The following is a 21329-nucleotide window of genomic DNA, read 5'->3' on the forward strand; positions in this document are numbered from 1 at the left end:
ACCAGCGACCTACTGATTACAAGTCAGTTGCTCTACCAGCTGAGCTAAGGAGGCAAAACTTCAAAAAACACCCCTTTTCTTAGGGACTGCAAAGATATACAAACTTGGTTTAATACAAAAATTATTTACAAAAATCTAAAATGGCCTCGTCGCACTCCCTCATCAAGTCAACCACATTCCGCTTCTTATCCGTATCTTCGCCGCATAAATTACACTATGAATGTCGTCATACAGCGTTGGTTCCTCGTTCTAGCCTTATCAGGCGTCGTATTCCCAGTCGCCTCACAGGAACGGAAAAGCCTCTGGGATCATAAACTCATCAAACGCTTCGTTTCTCCTGAAAAGGACTCTTCTCGATCAGCGGGCTTTGTCGTGCTACCCGCATTGGGGTATGCACCCGAAACCGGATTGGAATTCGGCTTAGCTGGCGTTTACAATTTCTATATGAATAAGGCGGACACAACCATCCGTACCTCCAACGTTACCTTCATCGGCACCTTCACTACCCAACGGCAAACCAACCTCAAGTTGGAATCTGATATCTGGACTACCGGCAATCGCTACCATTACATCAGCGAATTGCGCTTCCGCAATTTCCCGTTCAATTTTTACGGATTGGGGAATGAGACAGCGGCGCAGGATGAAGACGTGGTGCTCATGCAATTGATCCGGGTAAGGCTGGAGGGTGAACGCGAACTGGCAGTCAATTATTACGGCGGGTTGAATGTCGCGTACGAGCACTACCGGTTTTCTGACAAGGAAAGTGGCGGTATCTTCGACCGTACGCAGCCTGATGGGCAAGACGGTGGATACCACCTCATGTTGGGCATCTCTCAGTTGTATGACACCCGAAACAGGAACACCTATACCACCAGCGGGCATTATGCAAGGGCAAAATATGCCTATTCACCTGGGTTCGGCGGTGGCAGCAATTTCCGGGGAAGCTTATTCGATGTCGACCTGCGTACGTTCTTTCCACTTACCAGCAAACTCACACTGGGTTTGAATGCCCATTACAAAACCACGTTCGGTAACCGGGTACCTTTTTATGTTTACCGCGAAATGGGTGGCGATATGATGATGCGTGGTTACTACACAGGTCGCTATCGCGACCGGAACTTACTGGCCACACAGGGCGAATTGCGCTACCGCTTCCATCCGCGGCTAGGTGTTGCTGGCTTTGCAGGTACCGGTTCCACCTTCCACGGCAGCCTGTCCAATACCCGGTTCGTGCCCTCTTTTGGTGGCGGTGTGCGTTACTTCTTCGATCTCGAACACTACAGCAGCATCCGGCTCGAATACGGCATCGGCGAAAAACGTCCAGGCGAAAAGCGCCAAGGAGGGTTCTACCTTTCGCTGAGCGAAGCGTTTTAAGTTGAAAGATGGTTTCCCAACGAGAGGAAACCGCTTTTCATAACAAGTTGGTATCTCGCTTAGCGAAGCAAAAGGAGTCAGAACCCATGCTCCAGAATCTCTCTCCAATCGGTATCGAGTGCAACCGAAAAGCCATTTATGGCACCCGCATCCCCAAGTAGCTTCCCCGAAAGCCGTAGCCGGACGTTATTCTTTAGCACTTCCGTTATCGACACCGTATTGAGCACCACGTCGCCCTCGCCATAAGCGATTAACTCGTAGTTGATACGCCCGCCTTCATCAAGTAAGCCGAAGAACTGGTGCAAGGAAATCTTGTAGTCTTCGATATTATTGAAATCACCGAACTCGATACGTTGTGCGCCCGAGTCCTCAGCTGAAGTGGGTATACCAAACGGTGTGTACAGGAAGTTGTCATGCAGCCGGACAATTTCAATCTTTTTCACCCGTTGAAGGTTGGTCTCCGAATCCATAAAATCGAACTCAACCAAGCTATAGCATCGGCTCAGCATCGCCGCTGCCTCCACATGGTCTTCGCCGACCACGATATTTTCCAACAATGCGGTGTATGCCACCGCCCGGTAGTCATCAAAATGCTGGCCAAGATAAAAGTCGCTGGCGTTGGTCAGATCTTCAGGTAATAGCATGCCTTTATCCGACCGATACGCCACGAACAACACGTCGTAATTACCATCCGCCAACTTCACATCAAGCGTACCACCATCACCTAAGGCATCCATCGGGAGCTGCTGTTGCTGCACCACGTTGCCGTCATCAGCTGAGAAGATGTAATAGTGCAACGTGCTGGGTGTAGTTGGATTACCGCTTGCTGCGTTGTATACACCTGAAAGGCGGATATTGTCGAGACGGACGGTACCTTGGCTCTCATTGTAGTCACCAGCCCCCCTACGATCACCAGCAAAGAAATCGAACTTTAATACCAAATTGTCTGTTAATTCTGCGGAAACTTCGGCAAGATCAAATTGATATGGATTTCTCTTTTGGTCTCCCATATCATCAAATTGTTTACTTTCAACTAGTGGTGAGTAAGTAGTCCCGCCATCAACGGAATAAAAAAGTGAAAAAGCTTTTGGCCCCGTGCCCGAGCTACTGATATCGAACGCAAACTCGGAAATTGATTTTACTCCTCGCATCGGCAATTCCAGTTCAACCATTTGCCCTCCGCGGAGGCTAAACGCTTTGCCACCGCCGTAAGGATCGACCGCAAAGGTAGAGTTTGGAAAGGTAGGTTCTTCTGCAGCTGCCTCAAACGTAATCCCAGCCCCCGCTTCATCCACGGCAACATCGGGTTCAAAATCCTCATTGTTGAACGACCAAAAATACAAGTATTGCGGCTCCAAACTAGGCTCAATACCTTGCAGCACATAAGTTCCTCTGTCTGGGGAGCCGAGTGCCAACCGCGAAGTGGCGTACGGGCCATCCAATGGTGTCGTTTCGGCTTCAAAACCCGACAATCTGAAGGTGATGTTCCGCAATCCATCCGACGGCAACGGGGGAATATCCCGCTTACAACCGAAAAGCAGAAAAACAATCAACAAGATAAAAAATAACGAACCTCCGGTAAGATGTTTTAAGACTTTCATGGGTATATAATTTATTGGTTTAAAAAGCACGTCAGGCTGCCGGTGACCTCGTGTACCTGCCCAAAAAAGAATACATCCCAAAATTCTAGTGGGCGCAAGTACGGATAGCAACTTAATGCATGAGGTTAAGTGTCAGCCCCGAAGATAATACGTTAACCAAAGAAAACCAACTAAATACCCAAGCCATAAGCAATCGTTACAATCCCATAAAAAAGAACAACCCTTAGGAAAAAGTATTGACATACTAGATTACCAGTTATCGTACGTTTTAATTGTTCTTAATTACTGCTGGTGGCAGCATTCCATCAGCAAGACGCTCCATGAGCCGCAGCACCTGTATCAGCTTGATGATATCCTCACGGTCCTGCTCTCTCACTTCCGTCTGCTGATCGAAATGTTCATCCGACAGGCTTTGGACAAGCCAAATGTCCAGCATACGTTTCCATTCGTGGAGCCGGTGGCGGTCGAAGAAGTATTCCACGTATGCGGTCGGATCAGCTACCTCTGCCGCCGATAGGTCCTCCACGTATCTTTTATCCACACCACAGTTGCCCAGCTTGGGGTAACCAACCCGGCTCCACAGCCACGCCATCTCTACCATCCACTGTACGGTATCCTTGATAAACATTACGTTTCCAGGATCATTGTGGCTCTTCCAATGGTCCGTTTTTGCAATCAATGCATACCACTTCCGAATGGCTGAAGGGAATTTCACTTCGTCGATATGCCAAAACACACTACCAAACCCTTCGAAAAGAAGCTCGATATCCTCTTCAAATAGACAATCAGGATGATCCACATCGGAAGCGAATAATTGGTAATAGTTGAGCCTCTGCGTATCAAGCCGTGGGGCCGGTCGGTTGGCCAGTTCAAATGCGGTATCGATGATTGCCATCATATACCAATAATCGTGCACGTCCATCGAAGTTTCTATACAATAGAAATCAAGCGTTAGATTACACATATAGGAACTGTTAAGAGCTACTTTCAGCCATGTCTCTTCGATGTCATTTTTTAACAACAGGCCATGCCGCTCGTTGAAAATCGCACCCGCCATATCGCCGGACGGCACCACTCCTGTTTTATTCTTGGCGGGTGTTTTAATGAAAAGTTTACCAAAAGACCTGCGTCGATATTGTTCGCTCAGATAGTATTCCTTAGGGTCAACACTCTTATGTTGCACACCTACTTCACATATCGTAATCAGCCATACGAAATCAATCAGTTTAGCCACTTCCTTCGCTTTCCGATACAAATTTACGGGAGCGCCATATTGCCGCCATCCGTGTTTCTCGAATACGGCAAACAGCAGGTCCCGTAGATGTTGCTTAAACTGGTCAGCAGATTTGCCGACAAGGAATTCCTTCAAGCCGACCAATGGATCGCTGACTTCCGTATTGGTTAACGTTGTCGGGTTATAATTTTCCTTTGCAAAAATTTTGTAGTCCATGGTTGAAAAAGTTTAAGGTTAATAAATTAATGATGATGAAATCTAAATCATTTGACAAAGTCGCCGCCAACCCGCATATCGCCCCAATGAGATGTTTCGCGTCTGGCGACATCAAACAATTCAAAAAGGCGCTGCAACGGGTACATCAATTCGGCCAGCATATCTTCTTTCCCAAAACCCGTTTCAAACCCTTCCCGCATGTAGTTCAATAGGATGTATCGCAATCCTTCCCCGATAAACCTCGGGTCTATCAGTGAGAAAAAATCATGAACCTCTTTACTGAGCCGCTCGGGCAATACTTCGTCAGGAATAGGTGCAACACACGTTGGCATACCATGATTTTCCTGTTGAGTTTCTTCATCAACCACCTCTGTGTCCTTTTCTGTCGATTGACTGTTGCCTGCCATCCCATCTACTCCCCCCGATTCATCAGCTTCATCCACAGGTGTTTCGTGTGCTACCGCTACCCTCATCCGTTCATGCGGCGTAAGTTCATGGATGAGGAAAATGGTTTCCACAAACTTCTCCAGTAGCCCAATGGTAAAAAAAGGCGTTTCATCATATTCAAAATACCCTACCCCGCCTTCTTTATAGGCATGAAGCAGGATATCGTCTAAGTACTCACGCCATTCATCCAGATCCTTGTAACCGAAAAAATCCTCAAGAAAATCGTTGATATGCACTATTTCTTCGTTGCTAAGGCTATAATAACGGTGGACAAGTACTTTTCCTGCCTCGGTTGAAAACTCATATCCTCTTGTATACAACACATACACCGCTTCCATAATCCTGATGAGCTGTTGCTGATAATAACCGTAACTTGGTGAATGCCCGGTATAGAATTTTTCTTGGTACGAATAAGCAGTCTTTAGCAAATCAAGGACATCTTGCCGGAAGTAATAAACCCGCGTTTCCTGCTCACAAAACTCATTGATGTAAATGAAAGGGTTTTCGATTTCCTCGGCACTCAAGTGTCGGAAGTGCATTTGATTTAATGAAATCTGGCTATTTTCCATGATTAAAATAGATTTAAGTTTTAACATTCATTCGATGAATCAAAGATACTATCTTTTGATAAAAATCAAAACAGAAAAGCTAATTTTTTTATCACAAAACACACAACAACCTAAATGCCAGGGCAAAAAAAATCCTGCCCACACCTTACGGCATGGGCAGAAAACATCAAAATATTTTAGAAATTTGCGTTAGGACTTATCCACCGACAGGGCCTGCTCAATCATAAAGCGCAGGCTTTGGCGGTGCGCGTCCGTTTGCGCATCCGCACCGGAGCTGACTCCCCCCAATTTCACTTTAAGATCGTTCAACGTTGCCAGGGCACCCGCCTTGCTTGCGTAGTCATATCCCGTGTTGGCTTCAAGGATGCCAATCAACGCTTTTACGTAATCTGTTTGGAGGTTTTGCCTGACCAGGTTAACATTTCCCCCCAGATCGGCCGCAAATATATTTGCCGTCAGGTCCTCCATGACTTCCGTGACTGAATACGTGTTCCCATAAAGGCCACTGTTGCTGATGCGCGCAAGGGTCGTGGGGTGCAAAATATGCGAAAGCGTACTCACTTGCAGTGACCTAAACGTATTCTGCGGCTTGTAATCTTCCGTACTGCTGAAGAAATCGAACCCACGCCGTTGTCGCTGTAGATAGGGGAACAGCGCAAAGTCGGTTTCAAACGCATCCGGTGCATACACATATTTGCCTAATAGCTCCATGGCCTTCTTTTGGGTATCCAGTGGCACGGGTGTATACGGTTGGGCATCTGTTTCCTGCCCCACAAAACTACGGTCAACATACACCCCTCCTATATAACGGCTGATGGCTGCAGCCATGCTAGCGCGCTGGTTATTCAGTTGACCATAGCGTTGCAGCAGCTCCTGGTACCCTTGGTTAGGTCGGCTAAACCGCTCCTTCAGCTTCGGCATCATGTCGTTGACCAGCAAGAAACGCTCTTCGCCATACACCATCATATCGCTGGAGTGATCATTGATCATCACCCGCGGGTCGATGGCTTTACCCGGGCTCCGCATATCGTCCGCATCGTTGCCAAAGGCCAACTGTGGATCGGTGCTCCGGCTCAAGATTTTGTCGAGTCCCTTCGCTTCTTCAGCAGGTGAAAACGGCGTGTATCCATACGCAATCGCCCAGATATCGTACGGCCCTGCTTTGGTCGTATAGTAATCGCCCTGCTTGCTACGGTCGCGGCTGACGTTGATGGCCGGATAGTCCATCACCGATCCCTGCAAACCGATTTTCCGTGTCAGCTTGGTATCGTGTAACTGTTCCGGCGTCAGCATCTGACTGGCCCGCATATTGTGGTTCAATCCCAGTGTATGCCCCATTTCGTGCATAATCAGGTAATAAAGGAATTGTTTATGCATTTCCTTCACGGCCTCCGATTTACCAGCTTCGCCTGCCTCGGAATCCAAGGTCTCCACAGTCGCGACTCCCGTCTGGAACTGCATACTGAGTTCGTTGGCAAGGTTACACAAGGCCATATGGTTTACCTGCGAATGGTGTACATATTCGGCCTGCGGAGCCATCGCCTGCTCCGGATCTTCCCAAGGTAGCGATGCCAAAGCCGCATTCCCACCATTGAATAAATCATCCATCACGGGGGTACCGGCGCCCGATTTCCATTCCACGGTGATGTCGGCGCCCAAAATCTGGCCCGTCAGTGGATTGTAGAAGCTAGGACCGATGGCACCGTAGCTCGGGCTTGCCGAAGATTTCCAACGGATCACGTTGTAAGCAATGTCCGCGGGATCCCAATCCGCATCATCGGGCATTTCCTTCATCACAATGGCATTTTTAAATCCTGCGGCTTCGAATGCCTCGTTCCATTTCTCTCCAGCCTCCTTGATAATCGGGCGGTATTCCAACGGCGTAGTGTTCTCTATCCAGAATACGATCGGCTCTACCGGTTCACTGAGCTTCGCGCTCGGGTTTTTCTTTTCCAAGTGCCATCGGCTGATGAAATCACGATATGGCGTAGGAGACACAGAAGTAAGGTCATCCACTTGTGCGCCGAAATACCCCACACGAGGATCGTCCCGTCTCGGGCGGTAGTTGTTTTGGGGCACTTCAAGGAATGAGTGCTGCATCTTCACCGTTACGTAGCGTGCATCGGTGATGTCTTTGCCCCCACCATTCATAGGTGTCGGGTTCTCATACGTTAGCCGAACTACCACATCCGTATTATGCGAAAACGAACGTACCGTATCGTAGCTCGACTTGCCGGTATTCAGGTTACCCAGATTAAACATCGCCGTCGGTGGTATACCCGGAGGCATCACCGGTTTCACCGCATCCAGCTTATTGCTGATAAACAAGCCATCGATCGGGATCAGGTAACCCGCACTGTCCGAAGCAGCGATCTTCTCCGAATGGAAGATGGTTTCCGCCACATCCGCATTAGCCGCCTTGCTTACTGGGTTGGTAGGGTCGTAATAAAACGCCGTGTTCTTACGCAGAAACTCGATCTTATCCTGGTTCTTGCGGATACTGAACAACCACGTATCTCGAATCATATTCTGATTGAGATATAAGGCCGTTGGGCCACCCATCGAAAAACTCTGGTAAATAAAGTCCTTGTCCAATTGTTCCTTCGTGAGGTATAGCTGTAACGTGGCCGTGGCCGTATCGCGGTATAGGGTGAAAAGGCCATCGATTTTCTTGCTCGACTTCACCTTGTCATCAATACTCGGCTTTTCATCCTTCTTTTTCTTCACCGAATCCGCGGCGGCCTTACCCGTGCTGTCCGGTGGTGTTACGACGGTGGTGTCTTTTTGATTTTTTGGGAGCGTATCTTGTAATGACCATCGCTCCACATGATTCGCTGAGGCGGACATGCCCCAAAAAAGGGTTCCCACCACCATTGATAACAATGAGTACTTCATACGATTTGGTTTAAATTCATTCATTCATGTGCCGGTACTCCCAACGAGCGGAGAAGCCGGAAAGTAATTATGTATTAGACGCCGGATCAATGTACTTTGTTGCATATCCAGACATAAAATAACGCGCCAATATACATAACATTCTTATTCCCCAAAGAAAAGAAGGTTGTAATTGTTACATTAGAAACGACGCCGGTATATCCATATCAGAAACACGACCGTTGTAAGCGTGCCGAATACCCAATAAATCCAAGAATAGCTCGGGTAAAGCGGCTTAGCATCGCCAATCAGGGCCAGCCCGGCCCAATAATACGGGTGTGCCAACCGTTCCCCGCCGTTATCTATTAACTGTAGTTTCGCCTTACGTAACGCTGTGCTTTTAGATTGGCCTTTCGCCAGGTTCTCATAAAAGGCAGTAATAATATCGGCACTTGCCTTTTCATCAATCTTCCATAAACTCATCACCACACTGGGGCATCCGGCGTATTGAAAACTGTGGGCCAAAGACATCAATCCCTCACCATGGCGTAATGTGCCCGTACCGGTCTCACATGCGGTAAGTACGGCAAGCTCCGCGCGCAGTTGCATGCCATAGATTTCATAAGCGCGTAGATACCCATCGTCCGACGCAGCCGAATCGCCCACAGATTTCGCAAAGAATAAACGGGACTGCAACGGCGCATCGTTATTTACTTCGCCATGTGTCCCAAGGTGCAGAATCCGGTAATCAGGCGCCAGCCCTTTAAACACCTTTTCCTCAGCGTCTTGTTCAATATACAAATCGTGGTCCAGAACCTTTGCAATGCGTAGCGCTGCCTGTAATGCAAATGGCTGCCGATAAAGATATAGGTAATCCTCGTCTTCGAGATAAGGATTCGCAAGCCCCTCTTGGTAAGACGCTTTCATCTTATCGGAAAAAACAGGTGCGAACAGCAATGCGCCAGACTTGGGTAGCGTGCGGCGTACGGACGTTGTCTGCAACGCACTTCCGGCCGAAAGCAGGTACGACACTTCATACGACCGGATGAGGAAGGGCATTGCTGAGAATTTAAGCTCTTGGGCGTCTGATACGAGCATTTCAAAATTGAGGTAATACAAGTCGGCGTCGGGGACTATCAGTAACTTCTTTCCTTTAATATTCGATTGAATGGGTTCGATGAGCGCTTGATAAAGACGGTAAGAAGAGGCACGGAAAGCCTGCGGAGAAAGCCCATATAAACGCTGTAAATTACTTATTTCGTCAAGAACCTGCCGATCAATCCGATGGGCGTCAAAGGCACTGGGGGTCACCACAAAAACAAAGATATGCCGATCTGTAACGGCGTACTCAACTAATGCCCGGTTTTTCTCCAATAGCGTTTCCCGGATAACTTCCGGCGTCGGTGGCTCAAGTGCGTATCGCATGGCGAACAGCTCGTTATCGGCATGCTTCAGGCTATCCAGAAATAATCGATATTTTTCAGCGGTAACGGAAAGCAGATTAAGCAACGAGTCATCTCTGCCGTTGTTTAGGTATTGCAGATTTAGCGTATTGATACGTTGCCGGAAAGCCTGGTCGCGGCTTGTTGCGTTACCGTCGCCCGAATGCGATGCATCAACTAAGGCCCCGTTTGCCGCCAGCCGCAAAAGCAACGTTTTACTGCGTTCAGCGTAAGCAAATGCTTTGCGCATAAAGGGCCCGGAAGTCGCGTTGTCTGACAATGTCCAACAGGCCTCCAAAGCAATCGAGTAAATGGCCTTATTTATATCAGCTTGGTCAATCAGGGCTGCCTGCGACCTCAACGCGTGGAGATTGGACGCCATGAACGCCGAATAACCATCGACAAAATCGAGCAATTCTTTCAGGTATCTGCGATTGTTTGACTGCCGATATAGGCCCTCCAAAATAGTGGCGCGCTCAATGGTCCAGTCAACCGTATATCGGCTGGCTGGTAAATAACCAAACCAACCGTCGACATTGTCGGGAAGTCCTTTATTCCGAGTGAGTTCCATTGCCGAACTATCGGCGTAGGCGAGCGCGCGCTCCAGCGAGTCAGCTTCTCTGTATATCCGCGCCAACGTCAACAACATCCCGGCAACAGTCGGATTACCGGGTTTGAATAACTTGCGGAAACCGGCCAACACCTCCGTCTGTAAGGCAATGGCAGCTTCATATTGCCCCATAGCGGATTTTGCCAAAGACATGCCGCGCTGCGTATGGAGAGCTTCTTCCCCGCCTATCGCCCCAGCCTGCCGGTAACGGTACAATGCCTGATGGTAAAAACTTTCGGCCAGCACATATTGCTGTAAGTCCAGGTAATTGTCACCTAACGACGACTCCACGAAGGCCATCCCCAGCAGGTCATCGGGAGCATGACGCTGCTGCACCTCATAGGCTTTCAGGTAAAGTGCGGTGGCTTCTTCAAATCGACCAAGTTCGTTCTTTAAACGAGCTAAACCGGCCCACGGGTGCACCATCCCCAAGCCGTCCGGCCCGTGTTGCTGTACCAATAAACGGATGCCTTTATCCAGGTATTCCTGTGCAAGGAACGGCTCTTGGATGTAGCGGTATAAGTAACCCAGGTTCTGGTATGCGGCGGCAAGCGGCGCACCATCCCCCGCAGCGCTGTAATTGGCGGCTTGGATGCCGACCGCCTTTTGGCGGTGTATGAGCGCTTCTTCATACAGTTTCAACGCTTCGTAGATAACCGCTAAGCTGTTGTGCATGCTGCCGATATTTGGGTGGCCCGGCGGGTACCGCAGCTCCACCAAGCGTTGAAAGGCTTTCCCCTCTTCCAATGCGCGTTCAAATTGGCCGCTATAACGGCTGATAAAAAAACGGGTCTGCAAAATCATCACCATATCCCAACCATCTTCGCCTTCTAGCAAACGGCTCATCTCATAGGCAAGCTCCACATAACGATCTGCTGTCGCGAAATCTTCTTTTAATAGGTAGAAGACAGCTATCTGGTTATATAGCAGGGCGTAATGGCGATTAGGTGGCCCATTTCTAACCATACGCCGTTCGGCCCGTTCAAAATACTTAGCAGCCTCCCCAAATGCATACTTTTGCGTAAGCAGCTGTCCGACCCTACTCTCAACAGCTACCCGGGCCACGTGGTGTCCCGGTAGCCGATCGGCGACCGTTTGGGCAGTATCCATTAATTGCAGAGCAGCTTCGAGGCCCTGCTGCGACCATACCACCAATGCTTGCTGAACGTAAGAAAACGCTAAGCTGTCCAATTGTTCAGCGGCGCGGTAACGTTGTATGTTGCATTTACCGTAGTAATCCGCGCTGTCCAAAACATGGGTCCGGTAGGCCCGGATAGCTGCTTCGTAACCACTTTCTTGGGCGATGACCAGTGAATTCAAGCCACTTCCTAGTAACCAAGCGAAAAGTAATGCAGCCCGCAACATGTCATTCCAGTTTTCCCTTCAGATCTTTCGCGTTCTCACTATCAGCGATGCGCGACAGGATTTTCGATGCGGTCTTCCGATCGCCACGTTTCAGGTAACACAACGCCAAATACCAATTGGCGTCTTGGTAGTAAAACGATGCTCGTTCACCGGCCACCACAGCCAACAAAGCAATGGCTTCATCTATTCGCCCCATAGCCATGTGCGCAATACCCCTATAGTACTGCAAGGTATCCGTTGGGCCAGTTTCCTCCGCTACGGCATTCCATTTTACCAAGGCATCGGGATAATCCCCTTCCTTATAACTGATCATGCCATCGTAAAATGCATATACCAACGTATCCGCGCTACCCATCTCAACGGGAAGCCCGGCGTCGACAACGAAATAAGAATGGTAGAGCCGGGCGTTGGAGGGGTTTGCTATCCATAACCACCACACACTGGTCAGCGTTACTAAAGTTATAGCAGCAGCTACCCACCATTTTTTCAATACATCTGCCTTAAAAAACCACATTATCGTCACGTCGGTGCCATGGGGATGGTAATCATCAAGGTGTTCGCAAAGGCTGGCCTCCCGAATCCCAATCAATAACCCCTTTACTTGGGTTACCTTCAGGCGCCATTCTGGGTCATTCGCGAGCCGCTGGTCGAAAGTATTCCGTTCGTTGCCAGACATGCCGTTACTCAAATAATTTAAGATGGCCGACAGCTCCTCTTCTGGGAGATCGTCGATTCGTTCCCTATCCATTTGTCCCTCCATTTTTCAGCACCATTTCCCGCAATTGCTTCAGGCATCGGTATTTATTATTCTTGGCGCTGGACTCGGTCCAACCGAATGCGCTGGCAATATCCCGCAAGCTATTCCTTTTAAAATAGAAACCTGCTAACAACTCACGGCAGCGGCCGCCAAGATTCTTGTATTGCAGCCGCACGTTATCGATGTATCCGTCTACCTCATCAGTGTTCTCTTCCGCCGCAATTGAATCCGTTTGTGCTTCTTCTATCGGAATGGTGCGTTTGCCTTTAGCCTTCCTCAAGCTATCTATCCACTTATTCTTGACCACCCGCGTAAGATAGTAAGCAAAATCACTTTCAACCGAAGGAACAAATCGCCCAAGTTGAACATTGCGCCATACGGCGAGGAATGCTTCCTGATAGGTGTCTTTGGCATCATCTACCGAGCCTGAATGCCGTAAAACATAACGCTCCATCAGCCTGTAATTTGACGTATACAGGTTCTTCAATGTAACCTCATCGTCAGACTTGATGCGTTCAACCAGCGAGGTATTGGGAAGCCGGAAATCAGGTTGATCCATAAAGGGTCTCCTAAAAGTTTCCGGCTAATTTAATGCTTTATTCCATAACCTGTGGTGTTGTAAGCATAATATCCTCGTCGCTACTTCAACGTGACGATCATTTCGATTGTCCCACCGAAGTTGGAATAATCCCAGTTGCACGGTTTCCGCTCTTGGTCTGGGTATAACGGCCCCACACTCCAAGTACCTCCCCACCCGACAGTGTACGTACTCCCGTCGTAAGGCATGGCCAAATCTCCATAACCAAAGCCTGATGATGGCGCAGGCTCTCCCGCCTTCCAACGGAATGTGTTACTGTAACGGTCGATGACCCTCAGCTCATACGACTCATCTTCCGGCTGTTGCGTATACCGGGTACCCCAACAATGGAAACATTGGTGCGATGTGTATGAATTCCCATAGCTGTCCCTGTAGCTTCCCACCAACGTATCTCCTTTGAGCACTAGCGGCTGCAACCTTATAATACGCTTTTTTGGGTCATTATCAATGTTTACCGTAGCTTTCACCTCGTCAAATAAGCGGAACGGTTCGTTCGTCGCACCCTTATCCCTCGAATAAATACGAGCGATTACCGTTTCTGTACCTTTCAGTGTCTGATCATCAATACATTCATACCAAATTTCATTATCATCATAGTTGGTGATGGTGCTGGCAGGCGTTATATTTTCCTTTCCGTACATCCCCCCATGTTTGCCGCTCGTTGTCCACACCACTTGGTATTCCCGCTGGTCGTTTGGTGCGATGCCAGGTATGTTGGCATTGATCGGTTCTATCCGTAAAGCGACATCATTCGCATTGGCAAATTTTGACGAGCCACTTTTGCGACCGGTAAGCGTCACGCCGTTGGGTTTCAATTCATAGGCACTCCGGCGCACGTTGATGCGCGTAGTATCCGTACCGATAAGCCTGCTTCCCATATAGGCTTTCACGTAGATGTATTCCCAATTATCGCCATCTGTCAGGCCCGAATTGGTATTGGCGTTATAGAACACTTCGTGATCCGAACTTTCGAATGAAGCGCCCTGGTGTCCTTTCGTATCTTTCAAATAACCCCACTTGCCGGAAGTACTCCATTCAAAATACGGATGCGTATCTCCGGACTCTTCCATATTTTTGATTTCGGCCGTTATCTTTTGCTGCGAGTAGGGAACCACCTTAGCCTCTTCGGGCGAGAGCGACACCTTGCTGCCACGGGCCACCACCGTCCACTCCTCCAGATTGCGCGAGGTAGCCGCATGGGTTGCAACAAGCCGTAGGTCGTTACCTTGCAGTATCAAGTCTATCACGGCTATACTGTTTAGAATACGCCCCATGCTTCGGCCGACCATCTCCGTCAGGTTGCCGGCATTCACGTTTGCCACGTGGCTGATGGCCATGTGTAGGCAAACATCCAATAGCATCTTGGCTTCGTCTTTCACGACAGCTCCCGCAAAGTGCTCCAGCGATTTACGTAAAGCCATCATGTAATCACCTTTTTTTATTTCTTCATATATATCGGGAGCAGCACTTAAAAACAGTTCACCTGCCTTGATCACGTTCTCCGGAACCGTACCGATTTCGTACCCCGATTTGCCCATACCCACATCATCGACCAAGCTAATGGCCGCAGTTCCCGCGGTGACAGCCGGTATTACGAAATCGATAAGGAACGTTTCGATTTCCAAGCGCGTAAGCTTACTTAATTCGGTTTCTGTGATCAATTGACTGCCCCCAGCATCCCTACCCGGCCCCACGATACGTACCTTATAGGTGGCCTCCGCTTCGTTATCGGCCAGGTTAAGTATAACCGGACCGCTCTTCTTGAGGAACGACTCCACGCCGCTTTCGGTGCCCCCCAACTCGTCTTCTACCCACTTACCAATTTCCCCCATCGCGCTGTTGATGGCACCTATCGGGTCAATGGCTAAGTCCATGTCGGCTTTGGTTGCGTTGCCGATATTCGGCAATACGATGTGCTCTACGCTGTCGTCATCGAGATATTTCATTTTGTAGAGAAATGCATGCGCGCGCCGGCGGTAGTTGTTGTTCACTGCCAACTGGCCCAATCCGTCTTCCAGAATCTGCAATCCACTACGGATATCGTTTGCATCCAGTTTAAGATCCGAAGCCTTCGCTGCCATTTTCTCTAACCGCATGCCCCGGTCTCCGGGCAATACCTGATGGGCTGCTTTACGGAGCGGTTCTAGAAAAGTACCTGTGCTCAATGTGAGCGGATCGTTCTTCCATATTTCCTCAAAAGCAGCAATCCACTCGGGCACACCATTCAGTTCTTCTCCTCTATCGAAGAATAATATAGTCAGCGTATCGGTTTGGAACGGCAACCCCAATGCATAGTACAGTAGGGCTTTCGCGGTGGAACGCGTGGAAATATCCGCTTCACCCTCGGCTGTGACCACGCCAATGAGCACAGGCTTGTCATTTTTGTCAAAGAGGAAACTGAGGTTCACCGGACTTCGTCCCTTAATATCGGCGACTTTGGTACGGCCATCCTTACCCACTGGCACCGGATGACCCAATATCAGTAGCTCCGCACCAGTCAGGTCATAACCCGAGCCCGTTGGTAAAACAACCTGTGCGTCTTTCAATGGGATCTCGACAGACCCATGGGGTAATTCGCCATCAGACCCCAACTTCGGGTCTTTCTTGCAAGAGGACACCATGCCCGTCATTGCCATCAATACAATTAGGAGATAAATGTTTTGCTTCATCACTTCGTTTTAACTGTTTACTTGTATATCGTAAGCAGTCAAAAAGGTCATCAAAAAAACAGCGATCGTCTTTAGCTGAACATTCACCAATATTTGTACCTTAGTGGCGCACCCCTAACTCATTAATAAACGCATAAAATACATGGAAAAGAAAATCCTTTTGAATGAACGCGACCTACCTACCCAATGGTATAACATTGTAGCCGACATGCCCAACAAGCCGCTGCCACCGCTCCACCCAGCCACCAAGCAGCCCGTGGGTCCGGACGACCTCGCTCCGATCTTCCCCATGGCACTCATCGAGCAGGAGGTCTCCGCAGAGCGGTACATTGACATCCCCGAAGAAGTACAGGACGCCTACCGCATCTGGCGGCCTACGCCTTTGATCCGAGCTACCCATTTGGAAAAGGCGCTCGGAACCGATTGTAAGATTTACTACAAGTATGAAGGAACAAGCCCCAGTGGCTCGCATAAACCCAATACAGCCATCCCACAAGCGTACTACAACAAACAAGCTGGCGTAAAACGCATCATCACGGAGACCGGTGCGGGGCAATGGGGAACCGCATTGAGTTTCGCTTGCAGCCATTTCGGGATAGACTGCGACGTCTACATGGTGCGCATTAGCTTCGACCAGAAGCCGTATCGTAAAATCCTGATGAACACGTTTGGTGCCACGGTCCATTCATCGCCAACCAACCATACACAAGCTGGCCGTGATGCACTCGCAGCCAATCCCGACACACCCGGCAGCCTGGGCCTGGCTATTTCGGAAGCCATCGAAATGGCCGTAGGCGACGAACATACCAAGTATGCATTAGGGTCGGTACTCAACCACGTGTTGCTCCACCAGACCATCATCGGCCAGGAAGCAAAGAAACAATTGGAATATACAGGTGACTACCCGGATGTCATCATAGCACCATTGGGTGGCGGATCGAATTTCGCAGGCCTGTCCTTTCCCTTCCTGCAAGATAAAATAGGAGGTAAATCCTTACGTTGCGTAGCCGTGGAGCCCGCCTCGTGCCCCAAGCTCACCAAGGGAAAATTCATGTATGATTTTGGCGACACCCAAGGATACACCCCACTGCTACCCATGTACACGTTAGGGCATACTTTTACACCTGCTGCCATCCACGCCGGGGGATTACGCTACCATGGAGCCAGCGTGCTGTGCAGCCAGTTACTCAAAGATGGGCTTATCGAAGCACAGGCTATCCAGCAGTTGGAATGCTTTAAGGCCGGCATCCTGTTTGCCAAAACCGAAGGGATCGTCCCCGCTCCCGAAGCGAATCATGGAATCGCCCAAGTTATCCGGGAGGTCAACAGCGCCAAGGAAGAAGGGGTATCAAAAACCATTCTTTTCAATCTCTGTGGTCACGGCTTTGTGGATATGACGGCCTATCAGGATTATTTCGATGGCAAGCTGCGAGACCATTCGTTTACCGATGAGGAGCTAACAGCAGAACTGGCGAGTTTGGAAGCACTGCAGCCGTAACGGTGTCTGCAACATGAAGGCTTGGATCCAGTAGCGAAATATAGTAATTATTGCGAACCGGTAGCTAAGTCCGATCTTGCGGGTGGTGTTGCTGATGCCGAATCCCGTCTTTGAAGACTAAGGTAGAGGCCTCCACCTGCGAGCGGAGGTTCTCGGTAAATTCGCAGCCGCGGGGAGCGACAGGCCAACCTACTCCGTCTCCGATATCCGTACGCTCTTGGCGAAGAATGCAAAGGCCTCTGTCTGCTTCTCAACCGCCAGGCCCTCGTGCCGAATGTTCACGCCCGCCGTCGCACCGAGCCGTTGCAGAAGATGGATTTGGTCGCAAAATACAAAGGAGCAATGACCCTTTTCGCTTTTGCATCCGGTAAATGTGCTAATTTAAAGCAGGTTATTCGTTCCCCCAAACCGGTAGCGCAGCCCGATTTCATGGGTCGTGTTCGATATCCGCCGGTTCAGCGGCTCGCTGCCCGGGTTGAACTGGTAGCTGTAGCCCAGACCGAAACCCCCGAAGTTGAACTGTGCCATACCCGCAAGCTCGCCGTAGCTGCGCACGTTCACCCCGATGCCGAACACCTCTTTGATGAAGACCAGTGCCGAGGCCTCAGCCTGCGGCCTGAGGTTCTCCGCGTAGGTGACCAGCAGACTCGGGCGAAGGTGGAAGTCCGTGCCCAGCGGGAACAGCGCACCCGCCGTCAGGTGGTACACGTTGCGGAAGTCGTAGCGGCTGTCCGAATCCACACCGAGGCTCCCCAGCATCAGCCGCGGGAGCGACAGCCCCACGTAGTACCGCTCCGGGCGGTAAAGCATCACCCCGAAACCCACCAGCGCATCCGTCTCCCTCACGTCCTCCCGGAAAGCCGGGTCCATCGGGTCAAGTTGCGAAAAACGGCCGTCCAGGTAACTGATGCCGGCGTTCAGCGACAGTCCCACATACTCCGTCTCCGAGATCCGCACACTCTTGGCGAAGAACGCGCCCGCTTCGGTCAGCTTCTCCACCGCAAGGCTCTCGTGGCGGATGTTCAGCCCCGCCGTCGCACCCAGGCTCCCGAAACCGACATGTCCGCTGCCCCAGAACACCGTCGGGGCGCCCTCAACGCCCACCCACTGCCGCCGACCGATCATGCTCACCTCGCCCCCCTGGGCCATCAGGCTCGCCGCAGGGTTCACCACCGTGCGCAGCTCACCGTGCTGCGTGTGCGTCATGGCCTGCTGGCCATGCGTGGCAGTCGCCAGCGCAAGTATCCCCGCGGTTATCAATAATGTATGTTTCATTGTCTGTTGTCTAACGTCTGATGTCTAGTATCTGATAACAAAATACCCCTTCCTATGCTCCCACTTCCCGTTCACCTTCACCTCAACGATGTAGAAGTACGTGCCTGCCGGCAATTGCTGCCCGCCCGTGCTGATGCCGCGGAACACAACACGGTCGTTGTCATAGCCCGAGGCTTCCCACAGCAACGTCCCGTTACGGCTGAAGATGGTCACCCGGTTCTCCGCATGGTCCCTGATCGCCTCGATGATGAGGTATTCGTTGATCCCGTCACCGTTCGGCGATAGCGCCCGGTGCACACGGATCGGGAAGTCCGAGGACGGGTCGGTCACGCGGATGGTCACCGTCACCGGTCCGGCCGCTTCATGATTCCCATCGCCGGCCTGCGTGGCCGTGATCCGCACCGTACCCAGTCTTTGGATGTCAAGCACGCTGCCGCTCAATACGGCAACCTGCGGGTCGTCTGCTGTCAGGCTCACCGGAAGGCCGCTGCTCGATGATACATCCAGCTGGATGCTGCCCGCATCGCGGGTCACCTCTACAGGGGCGTACAGCGTGATCGCCTGGCTGGCTTTCGTGATGGTTAGCGTGGCACCGTGGTAGGTGAAAGCGTAGTTGGCCGACTCCCCACCGGTTATGGTGATGGCATAGTCACCCGGAGCACTCGTTGCCGTAGATTCCGTAGCCGCGGCCGGTTGTATCGCCAGTGCCGGGGCATCATCACCGTTAACGAAGCCTTCGTAGGTCAGCTCAAACGAAGGGTTGTCCCCGCCGTAGGCGCGCGTGGCATCCGATGTGCGAACCGAAAGCGGGGCCCTGGCGATATGCAGGGTCCTGCTCACCGGCACCGCCGCCGGGTAGTCCGCATTGCCCCCCTGTGTGGCCGTGACAACTACCTCGCCCGCACCGTGGATGGTAAGTTTATTGTTTTCGATCACGGCGATATCCGTCGGGTTGCCGTCCGCATCCGTGACCGCGTAGGTCACCGCAAGCCCGCTGGTGGCCGTTGCTTCCAACGTGACCGGGCCGTCGCCGTAGATACGGTCAGCCAAGGCACCGAACGACACCCACTGCGGCTTGCGGTCAACCAGTTCAAGGCCCACCGACACCGAGCGCTCGCCATTGCCCCCCGCAATAACACCGTTCGCCTGAAGCGTGTGGTGTCCAAGCTCCAGGTTTGCCGGTACCGGAAGCGAGCCGCCGAAGCGGCCGTCTGCTCCAACCGGAAGATGGCCCACCAGTTCCGGGTTGGAGAACAGGTACACCGTAACCACCGTCCCCGGCTCGAAGCCGTGGCCGCTTATGTACACCTGCGTGCCATTGCCCTTCAGCAGCCGGATGACCGCATCCACCGCCGAGATCGGGATCCGCTCACCGTCCGCACCCAGCGAGGCCAGTTCCATCGCATAACCGTCACCGCTCAGGCGCAGGTATTCGCTGTCCACAACTTCCAGCATCACCGCTTCCACCTTACCGTCGGTAACCACCACCGGAACGCCCGGCTCAGGCTCCGGAAGGTTGCCCCCCACGTCCGGTACCGGTTCGGCAGGGATGGCCTGCACCGTACCGCTGGCCACTCCCCTGCCCACGCCGTTCACCGCCGAAACACGGAACAGGTACGGCCGGTTGTTCTCCAGGCCGATCACCAGCGACCGTGTCGCCGCGGATGGCTCCCGGGCCGGCTCCGTCCACGTCGAACCGCCATCCCGCGAGTATCCGATCACGTAGTCCGTCACCGCCGGTATACCCCCTGCCGGGGCATCCCACTCCAGCAGCACCTGGCGGTTGCCGGCTGTAGCCGAAAGTCCCATTGGGGCGTCCGGAAGGGCACCGACCGTGAAGCAGACCGTCGTCACATTGCCCGCCGCATCCGTAACGGTGAGCGTGTATTCACCGGGAACCGTGGCCGGCGTGCCCGCCGTGTACGGCCCGTCGTTCAGTGTGGCCGTGCCCTCATTGAAGGATGCCGTAGCCGCTCCGGCGTACAGCCCGCCTTCTTCAACGCCGGTGATGGCCGGTGCGGTCTTGTCTATCGCAAAGCTTACCGTGGTTGCGTTGCCGGCCGCATCCGTAACGGTAAGCGTGTATTCATCTTCTTCCGTAATCACCGTACCGGGGGTGAATGCCTCGCCATTAAGTGTCGCCGTGCCCTCGTTGAATGCCGGGGTCACATCCGTATTGTAGGACGCGCCGTCCGTGGCACCCGTAATAACCGGCGATCCGCTGTCAATCGTGAAGCGCACGGTATCCGCGTTGCCAGCCGCATCCGTAACCACCAGTGTATACTCATCCTCATCGGTAACCACCGTACCTGAAGCGAATGCCGCTCCATTGAGCGTCGCCGTGCCTTCGTTGAACGAAACCGTCACTTCTTCGTTATATAAAGCGCCGTCTTCAACACCGGTTATTTCGGGCACGGTCTTATCGATCGTGAAACGCACCGTGTCCGCATTGCCCGAGGCATCGATGACCACCAGTGTATACTCATCCTCATCGGTGATCAGCGTACCTGAAGTGAATGCCTCGCCGTTCAATGTGGCAGTGCCTTCGTTGAATGCCGCGGTCACGTCCGTATTATAGGACGCGCCGTCTTCTACGCCCGTGATTTCAGGAGCGGTCTTGTCAATGGTAAAGGCCGCCACCGTCATGTTGCCCGCGGCGTCCGTGACAATAAGCGTGTAGTCGCCCTCGGTATCCAGCGTCCCGCCGGACGGGAAAGGTTCACCATCCAGCATTGCTTTGCCCTCGTTGAACGTAACGACCACATCATCCCTGTAGAACGCCCCATCTTCCACACCCGTG

Annotated in this window: 12 protein-coding genes; 2 read left to right on the plus strand and 10 right to left on the minus strand. The window is 51.6% G+C overall.

Going from position 1 to position 21329, the window contains the following annotated elements; all coding sequences use genetic code 11:
- The first annotated feature begins 216 nt into the window (after positions 1–216).
- Positions 217–1374 carry a polymerase gene (locus tag VNQ80_RS06715; protein WP_325636720.1) on the plus strand — a complete coding sequence of 386 codons (1158 nt, stop codon included), beginning with the start codon at positions 217–219 and terminating at the stop codon, positions 1372–1374.
- A 77-nt stretch (positions 1375–1451) separates the two neighbouring features.
- Here the strand turns inward: VNQ80_RS06715 and VNQ80_RS06720 are convergent, their stop codons facing one another.
- From VNQ80_RS06720 to VNQ80_RS06755, 8 genes are all read right to left on the minus strand, one after another.
- On the minus strand, positions 1452–2975 hold the full coding sequence (locus VNQ80_RS06720) for a hypothetical protein (RefSeq protein ID WP_325636722.1): 1524 nt from the start codon (positions 2973–2975) through the stop codon (positions 1452–1454).
- 268 nt (positions 2976–3243) lie between these two features.
- Positions 3244–4425: a hypothetical protein gene (locus VNQ80_RS06725; RefSeq protein ID WP_325636724.1), complete on the minus strand. Its 1182-nt coding sequence runs from the start codon at positions 4423–4425 to the stop codon at positions 3244–3246.
- Positions 4426–4472: 47 nt separating this feature from the next.
- Positions 4473–5441: a hypothetical protein gene (locus VNQ80_RS06730; RefSeq protein WP_325636726.1), complete on the minus strand. Its 969-nt coding sequence runs from the start codon at positions 5439–5441 to the stop codon at positions 4473–4475.
- Between the two features lie 189 nt (positions 5442–5630).
- Complete coding sequence (locus tag VNQ80_RS06735) at positions 5631–8336, minus strand: zinc-dependent metalloprotease (protein WP_325636728.1); 2706 nt, start codon at positions 8334–8336, stop codon at positions 5631–5633.
- A 180-nt stretch (positions 8337–8516) separates the two neighbouring features.
- Positions 8517–11732 (minus strand): CHAT domain-containing protein, encoded by a 3216-nt coding sequence (locus VNQ80_RS06740; RefSeq protein WP_325636730.1) that lies wholly within the window; start codon positions 11730–11732, stop codon positions 8517–8519.
- A gap of 1 nt (position 11733) precedes the next feature.
- Positions 11734–12480 (minus strand): tetratricopeptide repeat protein, encoded by a 747-nt coding sequence (locus VNQ80_RS06745; RefSeq protein WP_325636731.1) that lies wholly within the window; start codon positions 12478–12480, stop codon positions 11734–11736.
- On the minus strand, positions 12473–13048 hold the full coding sequence (locus VNQ80_RS06750) for a sigma-70 family RNA polymerase sigma factor (RefSeq protein WP_325636732.1): 576 nt from the start codon (positions 13046–13048) through the stop codon (positions 12473–12475). Before VNQ80_RS06750 ends, VNQ80_RS06745 begins: the two co-directional genes overlap by 8 nt.
- Positions 13049–13128: 80 nt before the next feature.
- On the minus strand, positions 13129–15756 hold the full coding sequence (locus VNQ80_RS06755) for a hypothetical protein (RefSeq protein ID WP_325636734.1): 2628 nt from the start codon (positions 15754–15756) through the stop codon (positions 13129–13131).
- A 142-nt stretch (positions 15757–15898) separates the two neighbouring features.
- Here VNQ80_RS06755 and VNQ80_RS06760 point away from each other — a divergent pair, with 142 nt between their 5' ends.
- A complete protein-coding gene (locus tag VNQ80_RS06760) occupies positions 15899–17254 on the plus strand; it encodes a TrpB-like pyridoxal phosphate-dependent enzyme (protein WP_325636736.1) in 1356 nt (451 codons plus the stop codon).
- A gap of 381 nt (positions 17255–17635) precedes the next feature.
- On the opposite strand, the gene VNQ80_RS06765 is transcribed toward VNQ80_RS06760, so the two are convergent.
- Both VNQ80_RS06765 and VNQ80_RS06770 read right to left on the minus strand, forming a co-directional pair.
- Complete coding sequence (locus VNQ80_RS06765; RefSeq protein WP_325636738.1) at positions 17636–18529, minus strand: PorP/SprF family type IX secretion system membrane protein; 894 nt, start codon at positions 18527–18529, stop codon at positions 17636–17638.
- A 24-nt stretch (positions 18530–18553) separates the two neighbouring features.
- Positions 18554–21322 (minus strand): gliding motility-associated C-terminal domain-containing protein, encoded by a 2769-nt coding sequence (locus VNQ80_RS06770; protein WP_325636740.1) that lies wholly within the window; start codon positions 21320–21322, stop codon positions 18554–18556.
- Positions 21323–21329 lie beyond the last annotated feature (7 nt).

This window comes from Parapedobacter sp., assembly GCF_035556095.1.
In the GTDB taxonomy this organism is placed as follows: Bacteria; Bacteroidota; Bacteroidia; order Sphingobacteriales; family Sphingobacteriaceae; genus Parapedobacter.

Excerpts from the sequence above, each read along its gene's own strand:
- VNQ80_RS06715 (WP_325636720.1), top strand. The coding sequence starts at position 217 with ATGAATGTCGTCATACAGCGTTGGTTCCTCGTTCTAGCCTTATCAGGC.
- VNQ80_RS06720 (WP_325636722.1), bottom strand. The coding sequence starts at position 2,975 with ATGAAAGTCTTAAAACATCTTACCGGAGGTTCGTTATTTTTTATCTTG.
- VNQ80_RS06725 (WP_325636724.1), bottom strand. The coding sequence starts at position 4,425 with ATGGACTACAAAATTTTTGCAAAGGAAAATTATAACCCGACAACGTTA.
- VNQ80_RS06730 (WP_325636726.1), bottom strand. The coding sequence starts at position 5,441 with ATGGAAAATAGCCAGATTTCATTAAATCAAATGCACTTCCGACACTTG.
- VNQ80_RS06735 (WP_325636728.1), bottom strand. The coding sequence starts at position 8,336 with ATGAAGTACTCATTGTTATCAATGGTGGTGGGAACCCTTTTTTGGGGC.
- VNQ80_RS06740 (WP_325636730.1), bottom strand. The coding sequence starts at position 11,732 with ATGTTGCGGGCTGCATTACTTTTCGCTTGGTTACTAGGAAGTGGCTTG.
- VNQ80_RS06745 (WP_325636731.1), bottom strand. The coding sequence starts at position 12,480 with ATGGATAGGGAACGAATCGACGATCTCCCAGAAGAGGAGCTGTCGGCC.
- VNQ80_RS06750 (WP_325636732.1), bottom strand. The coding sequence starts at position 13,048 with ATGGATCAACCTGATTTCCGGCTTCCCAATACCTCGCTGGTTGAACGC.
- VNQ80_RS06755 (WP_325636734.1), bottom strand. The coding sequence starts at position 15,756 with ATGAAGCAAAACATTTATCTCCTAATTGTATTGATGGCAATGACGGGC.
- VNQ80_RS06760 (WP_325636736.1), top strand. The coding sequence starts at position 15,899 with ATGGAAAAGAAAATCCTTTTGAATGAACGCGACCTACCTACCCAATGG.
- VNQ80_RS06765 (WP_325636738.1), bottom strand. The coding sequence starts at position 18,529 with ATGAAACATACATTATTGATAACCGCGGGGATACTTGCGCTGGCGACT.